Here is a 6,569-nt window from a genome sequence, read left to right as displayed (position 1 = left end):
ACAACACAAAGCGACTGCTGGGGCCGATCGGCTACATTCCCCCGGCGGAAGCAGAGGCGGCGTTCTACGCCGAGACCAGCGGTTACGCTAAAGCGGCGTGACTCAACGAAAACAGCCTCCGGAAAAGCCGGGGCGGTTCAGCGGTGGCGAATAACCCTTCCCCTTATCGCGGAAACTCAAGAACCGAAGTATCAGCTCGCAATCTGTCATCCGAGGACTAGGCTCATCCTTCCCCAAGATGCTCAGCCAGTTGGGGTCTTTCGCCAACTGATGCAGAAGGTCGTTGAGGGAGCCGCGGTAGACACAATGGCGAACCTCCTGTGCGTTCAGCGGCACACCGCCTTGGTTGAGCCTCTCGAAGACCTGAAACCTGATCTCCGAATCACTTCTAGCCGAGATAACAAGGCAACGCAGGGTTCGGTTGTTGAAGATCCTTTGCTGACGATCAGTCAAGTCCTCAAAGCGCTTTCCATTCAGCGCAGACAAAGACTCCAAGCCCTTCAAAGGAAATCTGTTTTCCTGAAAATGGTGCAGCGCCGTGAGGCGCTGCTGGCCGTCAACAACGACTTTCGTCTTGTCATCGTCTTCGGCGAAGAAGAGATTAGGGACGGGAATGTTTAGCAAAATTGACTCGACAAATCAGCTTTGACGAACCGCATCCCAGACGAAGGCCCGTTGGAACGTCGGTCGAACCACGAGCTCCTTGTCCTTTATCTCCTGAATAAGGCTTTTCACGGGAGGATCGTACGGCGAGGCAAAAAACTCGCGCTCTGGTGGCAACGATTTCCAAGAGATCTCTGATTCGCCCTGCTCGTCGCTGAACTTCTCGAACTCGTGCTGCATCACAAATCTCCTTCGCTCATTACATGTTCCGCCGATACTCCCCACCCACCTCATACAGCGCATGGCTGATCTGACCGAGGCTGTGGGTCTTCACCGCTTCAACCAACGCGGCGAACAGGTTCTCGCGCTTCCGCGCCGTCTGCTGCAGCGGCTTCAGGCCCTCTGAGGCGCCACCATTCCGCGCGCCCTGGTAGGCGCGCACGTTGGTGATCTGCTGGCCTTTTTCTTCTTCAGTACTACGAATGAGCTCGATGGTGGTGGTGATCTCGCCGCCGTGGTCCTTGCCGAGGAAGGTGTTCACGCCCACCAGCGGCAGGCTGCCGTCGTGCTTCTTGTGCTCGTAGTAGAGCGATTCTTCCTGGATCTTGCCGCGCTGGTACATGGTGTCCATGGCGCCCAGCACGCCGCCGCGCTCGCTGATGGCCTCGAACTCCTTGTACACGGCCTCTTCCACCAGGTCGGTGAGCTGGTCCACCACGAAGCTGCCCTGCCAGGGGTTCTCGTTGAAGTTCAGCCCCAGCTCTTTGTTGATGATCATCTGGATGGCCACGGCGCGGCGCACGCTCTCTTCCGTCGGCGTTGTGATGGCCTCGTCGTAGGCGTTGGTGTGCAGGCTGTTGCAGTTGTCGAACAGCGCGTACAGGGCCTGCAGCGTGGTGCGGATGTCGTTGAACTGGATCTCCTGCGCGTGCAGGGAGCGGCCGCTGGTCTGGATGTGGTACTTCAGCATCTGGCTGCGCTCGTTGGCGCCGTAGCGCTCGCGCATGGCGCGGGCCCAGATGCGGCGGGCCACGCGGCCGATCACCGTGTATTCCGGGTCCATGCCGTTGCTGAAGAAGAACGACAGGTTCGGCGCGAAATCGTCGATCTTCATGCCGCGCGCGAGGTAGTACTCGACGATGGTGAAGCCGTTGCTGAGCGTGAAAGCCAGCTGCGAGATCGGGTTCGCCCCGGCCTCGGCGATGTGGTAGCCCGAGATGCTCACCGAGTAGAAGTTGCGCACCTTCTGGTCGACGAAGTACTGCTGGATGTCGCCCATCATCCGCAGCGCGAACTCGGTGCTGAAGATGCAGGTGTTCTGCGCCTGGTCCTCTTTCAGGATGTCGGCCTGCACGGTGCCGCGCACGGTGGCCAGCGTGTGGGCCTTGATGCGGGCGTAGGTCTCGGCATCCACCACTTGGTCGCCGGTCACGCCCAGCAGGCCGAGGCCGAGGCCGTTGTTGCCCTCGGGCAGCTCGCCGGAATACACCGGGCGCGTGCGGCCCTCGAAGAGCTTGGCGATGCGCTGCTCGGCCACGGCCCACAGTGCGGGGTCGGCCTTCAGGTGCTTTTCCACCTGCTGGTCGATGGCGGTGTTCATGAACATGGCGAGGATCATCGGCGCGGGGCCATTGATCGTCATGCTCACGCTGGTGCTGGGCGCGCACAGGTCGAAGCCGGAGTACAGCTTCTTCATGTCGTCCAGCGTGGCGATGGAGACACCGCTGTTGCCGATCTTGCCGTAGATGTCCGGGCGCTCGGCCGGGTCTTCGCCGTACAGCGTCACGCTGTCGAACGCGGTGGAGAGCCGCGCGGCGGGCTGGCCCACGCTCAGGTAGTGGAAGCGGCGGTTGGTGCGCTCCGGCGTGCCCTCGCCCGCGAACATGCGGATGGGGTCTTCGCCGCTGCGGCGGTAGGGGTACACGCCGCCGGTGTAGGGGTAGTGGCCGGGCAGGTTTTCCTTGCCGAGGAAAATGAGCAGCTCGCCCCAGCTCTTCCACTGCGGGGCAGCGATCTTCGGGATCTTCTGGTGGCTCAAGCTTTCGCGGTAGTTCTCAACGCGGATGACCTTGTCGCGCACCTGGTATTCGGTGAACTCGTCGGTGACCGACTTCAGCCGCTCCGGCCAGGCGCGCAGCAGCGCGAGGCTTTCGGTGGAGAGCGCGTTCAGCGCGTCGTTGTAGCGCTGGCGCAGCGTGAGCAGGCTGCGGTCGCCGCCTTCGCGCAGGGCATCGGCGGCGTAGAGATCGAGCGCCTTGGGCAGGGCGGCATCGCCCAGCTCCTTGAGCGCGGACCAGCAGGCCTGCGCGCGCTCGGCGGCTTCGCTCTGGCGCTGGATGTCGCCATTGATGCGCCGACCTTGTTCGGCAATTTCAGCCAAATACCGGATGCGCGCGCCGGGGATCAGCACGGTGGCGCGCGGTTCCTTCAGGCTTGTATCGATGGTGGGCGCGAAGCTGCAGGCGTTCGAGGCGATGCCCTCGCCCAGCTTGGCCTTCAGGCGCTGGCACAGGTTGGCGAACATCCAGCTCACGCCGGGGTCGTTGAACTGCGAAGCGATGGTCGGGTAGACCGGCACTTCGTCGTCCGGCATCTGGAAGGCCACGCGGTTGCGCTTCCACTGCTTGCGAACGTCGCGCAGGGCGTCTTCGGCGCCGCGGCGGTCGAACTTGTTCAGGATCACCAGCTCGGCGTAATCGAGCATGTCGATCTTCTCGAGCTGGCTGGCCGCGCCGTAGTCGCTCGTCATCACGTACACCGGGAAATCGACGAGGTCGACGATCTCGGAATCGCTCTGGCCGATGCCGGCGGTTTCCACCAGCACGAGGTCGTAGCTCAGGCCGCGCAGAAAGGCGATGCAGTCCTTCAGCACGGCGTTCGTCGCCACGTGCTGGCGGCGGGTGGCCATCGAACGCATGAACACGCGCGGCGAGCGCAGCGCGTTCATGCGGATGCGGTCGCCGAGCAGCGCGCCACCGGTGCGGCGGCGGGTCGGGTCGACCGAGATGACGGCGATGCGCATGCCCGGGAAGGCCTGCAGAAAGCGGTTGATGATCTCGTCGGTGACCGAGCTCTTGCCCGCGCCGCCGGTGCCGGTGAGGCCGACCACCGGGGTCTTGCCGCCGGCCAGCTGCCAGCCCTTGCGCAGGGTGGCGAGCTCGGTTTCAGCAATCAGGCCCTCTTCGATGGCCGAGAGCATGCGGCCCACGGCGATCTCGTCCTGCACGTCGACGGCCGTCGGCTTCTGCGTGGGCTGGCGGTGCTGGTGCGCGCGGCGCACGAGGTCTTCGATCATCCCGACGAGGCCCATCTGCATGCCGTCGTTCGGGTGGTAGATGCGCTCGACGCCGTAGGCCTGCAGCTCGGCGATCTCCTCCGGCGTGATGGTGCCGCCGCCGCCGCCGAACACGCGGATGTGCGAGGCGCCGCGCTCTTTCAGCATGTCCACCATGTACTTGAAGTACTCGGTGTGGCCGCCCTGGTAGCTGCTGAGCGCGATGCCGTCGGCGTCTTCCTGCAGCGCGGCGCGCACCACGTCCTCCACCGAGCGGTTGTGCCCGAGGTGGATGACCTCGGCGCCCTGCGACTGGATCAGCCGGCGCATCACGTTGATGGCGGCGTCGTGGCCGTCGAACAGCGAGGCGGCGGTGACGAAGCGCAGGGGGGTGGCTTCGGCGGCGTTCTGGGGGATCTGGCTGGCGGGGGTGCTCATGGCGGCCACGTCGCTATTGCGGGAAAGGCGGCGAGTTTAACTTCTGGGGCGGGTTCGCAGGTTTTGACGATCCCTCCCCGCTCGCCGCCCTTGCCATGACGGTGTGAACGCCGGGTATGCTGCATTGCCGCAGCCCACGTACTCCCCATGCCCCAGAACGGACTGGCCATCGCCATCGTGCTTGCCCTCGCAGTGATGGGGCCTGCCATGGCGGCGGCGCGCACGCAGGATCCGGCCCTGCTCGACCTCAGCCTCGACGAGCTGCTGGAGATCGACGTCAGCGCGGCCAGCTTCAACGCCAGCTCCCTGCGCGACGCCACGGCCAGCATCACGGTCCTCGAACGCCAGGAGCTGGAGCGGCTGGGCTTTCGCCACCTGCACGAGGTGCTGAACTGGGTGCCCGGCGCCTACACCTCGCGGGTGGCCGCCACGGGCCTCGAGAACCGCACGGTGCTGCGTGGCAACCCCGGCACGGCCGGCGGCGGCCTGCTGGCCATCGATGGCCAGCGGGTGAACACCATGCAGTCCGTTCGGGCCTGGGGCGTGGTGCGCGATTTCCCGCTTTCGATGGTGGAGCGCGTCGAGATCATCCGCGGCCCGGGCGGCGCGCGCTTCGGCGGCGGCCCCAGCGACGAGGTGGTGAACGTGGTCACCCGGCGCGGCGACGGCCTCGTGGGAGCCATGGTGTCGCCGGAGGGGGGCCATGCGGCGCAGGTGATCACCGGGGCGAGCCACGGCGAGTGGCGGCTCGACCTGCGTGCCCTGCAGGAAGAGGACGAAACGCCGGGTTACGAGGGGCTGTTCGACCGCTTCGGGCGGGTCTCGGAGAGCACCGAATCGTCCACGACGCGCACCGCCATCCTCGACCTCGGCCGCGGCAGCCACGGCCTGCAGGTGCTGCACCACGATTCCGACATCGAGGGCCATTACGGCCTCAACGGCTCCATCAACCCCGGCGACGAGAGCGAGCTGGACACCACCTGGTGGCGCTACAGCGGCAAGGTGGACCTCGGCGATTGGCGCCTGGAAGGCTTCGCCAGCGCGCTTCGCCAGCGCTATGCGCTGAGTGCGGTGGTGGGCGTCGTGGCGCTCCCTTCGGCCGGCGGCCCGACCACTACCATCGACCTGCGCCAGCGCGGCGTGCTCACCCACCGCAACCAGTCGGGGGGGCTCACGCTGCAGCGCCGCTTCGGCGCGCACACGCTCACCTTCGGCGGCGAAACGCAATCCGGCCGCACCACGCAAGCCGACCTGCAGGCCAACTACACGCTGGTGCCGATCCTCTTCCCGTTCGGGCGCTTCGAGAGCACGGGCCTGCGCTTCGTCGCCGACGGCGCGCGCGACCGCATGAGCGCGGCCTTCGTCGAGGACGATTGGCGCGTCGCCCCCGACCACCGCTTGGTGCTCGGCGCGCGCTACGACGACTACGAGCAGAGCGGCTCGGCCCTGTCGCCGCGCGCGGCATGGGTGTGGACGCCCGGCGAGCGCTACACGATGAAACTGCTGGTGCAGGAAGCGTTCTTCGCGCCCTCGCTGGGCCAGCTCTTCCTGCAGAACAACCCGGTGATCGCCGGGTCGCCGGGGCTGAAGCCCACGCAGGTGCGCACCACCGAGCTGCTGGGGCGCTACCAGTCCGGCGATTGGCTGCTTTCCGGCACCTACTACCACCGCGATGCGGAGGACGGCTTTGTGGTGGTGCCGCTCAATGGCATCACCGCGACGACGGTGAATGCCGGCCGCCAGCACACCGAGGGCCTGGAAGCGGTGGCGCAGTGGACGCCCTCGCCGCAATGGCGGCTGCGCCTGGCGGGCTCGACGATCTTCGAGGACCGTTACCGCCTGCCCGCGAGCATCGCCGAGGCGCCGCCCGGACAGTTCGTCTCGCACGACACCGCGAGCCTGCTGGTGAACTGGCTGCCCGTGCAGGCATGGGATACCACCGTGGGCGCGCACTGGCGTTCGCGCGAAGGCTTCCAGACCGAGGCCAACGACCCGCGGGTGATGCTGCAGGTGAACTGGCGCCCGAGCGCGGCACTGCGCCTGTGGCTGCACGCCGACAACCTCTTCAACGCCCGCGGCGTGGACATCGACGTGGCCGGCGGGCTCGGCGTGAACCCGCGAACGGGGCACGTCGCCCGCGAACTGCCGCTGCCGGGCCGCGAGTGGCAGCTGGGCCTGGAATGGGCGTTCGATTGATGGCGCCCGGGCGCCACTGGCCTGCTCCGAGGCTCGCCTAGAGCAATTGCTTTACAAT

At 66.2% G+C, this 6,569-nt stretch carries 4 protein-coding genes; 1 reads left to right on the top strand and 3 read right to left on the bottom strand.

What is annotated here, in order from left to right:
- Positions 1 to 102: 102 nt before the first annotated feature.
- The 3 genes from O9255_RS06140 to O9255_RS06130 are packed head-to-tail and all read right to left on the bottom strand — an operon-like array spanning position 103 to position 4,315.
- A complete protein-coding gene (locus O9255_RS06140) occupies positions 103 to 627 on the bottom strand; it encodes a DUF262 domain-containing protein (protein ID WP_297865972.1) in 525 nt (174 codons plus the stop codon).
- A gap of 12 nt (positions 628 to 639) precedes the next feature.
- Entirely contained in the window at positions 640 to 843 is a 204-nt protein-coding gene (locus O9255_RS06135) for a hypothetical protein (protein ID WP_297865969.1), read from the bottom strand.
- A gap of 19 nt (positions 844 to 862) precedes the next feature.
- Positions 863 to 4,315, bottom strand: a complete 3,453-nt coding sequence (locus O9255_RS06130) for a methylmalonyl-CoA mutase family protein (protein ID WP_297865968.1) — start codon at positions 4,313 to 4,315, stop codon at positions 863 to 865.
- Between the two features lie 147 nt (positions 4,316 to 4,462).
- On the opposite strand from O9255_RS06130, the gene O9255_RS06125 reads away from it, so the two are divergent.
- Positions 4,463 to 6,511 (top strand): TonB-dependent receptor, encoded by a 2,049-nt coding sequence (locus tag O9255_RS06125; RefSeq protein WP_297865967.1) that lies wholly within the window; start codon positions 4,463 to 4,465, stop codon positions 6,509 to 6,511.
- Positions 6,512 to 6,569: the final 58 nt, after the last annotated feature.

This window comes from Silanimonas sp. (genome assembly GCF_027530345.1).
Lineage (GTDB): Bacteria > Pseudomonadota > Gammaproteobacteria > Xanthomonadales > Xanthomonadaceae > Silanimonas.
This window is presented reverse-complemented; position numbering and strand designations above follow the sequence as displayed.

Excerpts from the sequence above, each read along its gene's own strand:
- O9255_RS06135 (WP_297865969.1), bottom strand. The coding sequence starts at position 843 with ATGCAGCACGAGTTCGAGAAGTTCAGCGACGAGCAGGGCGAATCAGAG.
- O9255_RS06130 (WP_297865968.1), bottom strand. The coding sequence starts at position 4,315 with ATGAGCACCCCCGCCAGCCAGATCCCCCAGAACGCCGCCGAAGCCACC.
- O9255_RS06125 (WP_297865967.1), top strand. The coding sequence starts at position 4,463 with ATGCCCCAGAACGGACTGGCCATCGCCATCGTGCTTGCCCTCGCAGTG.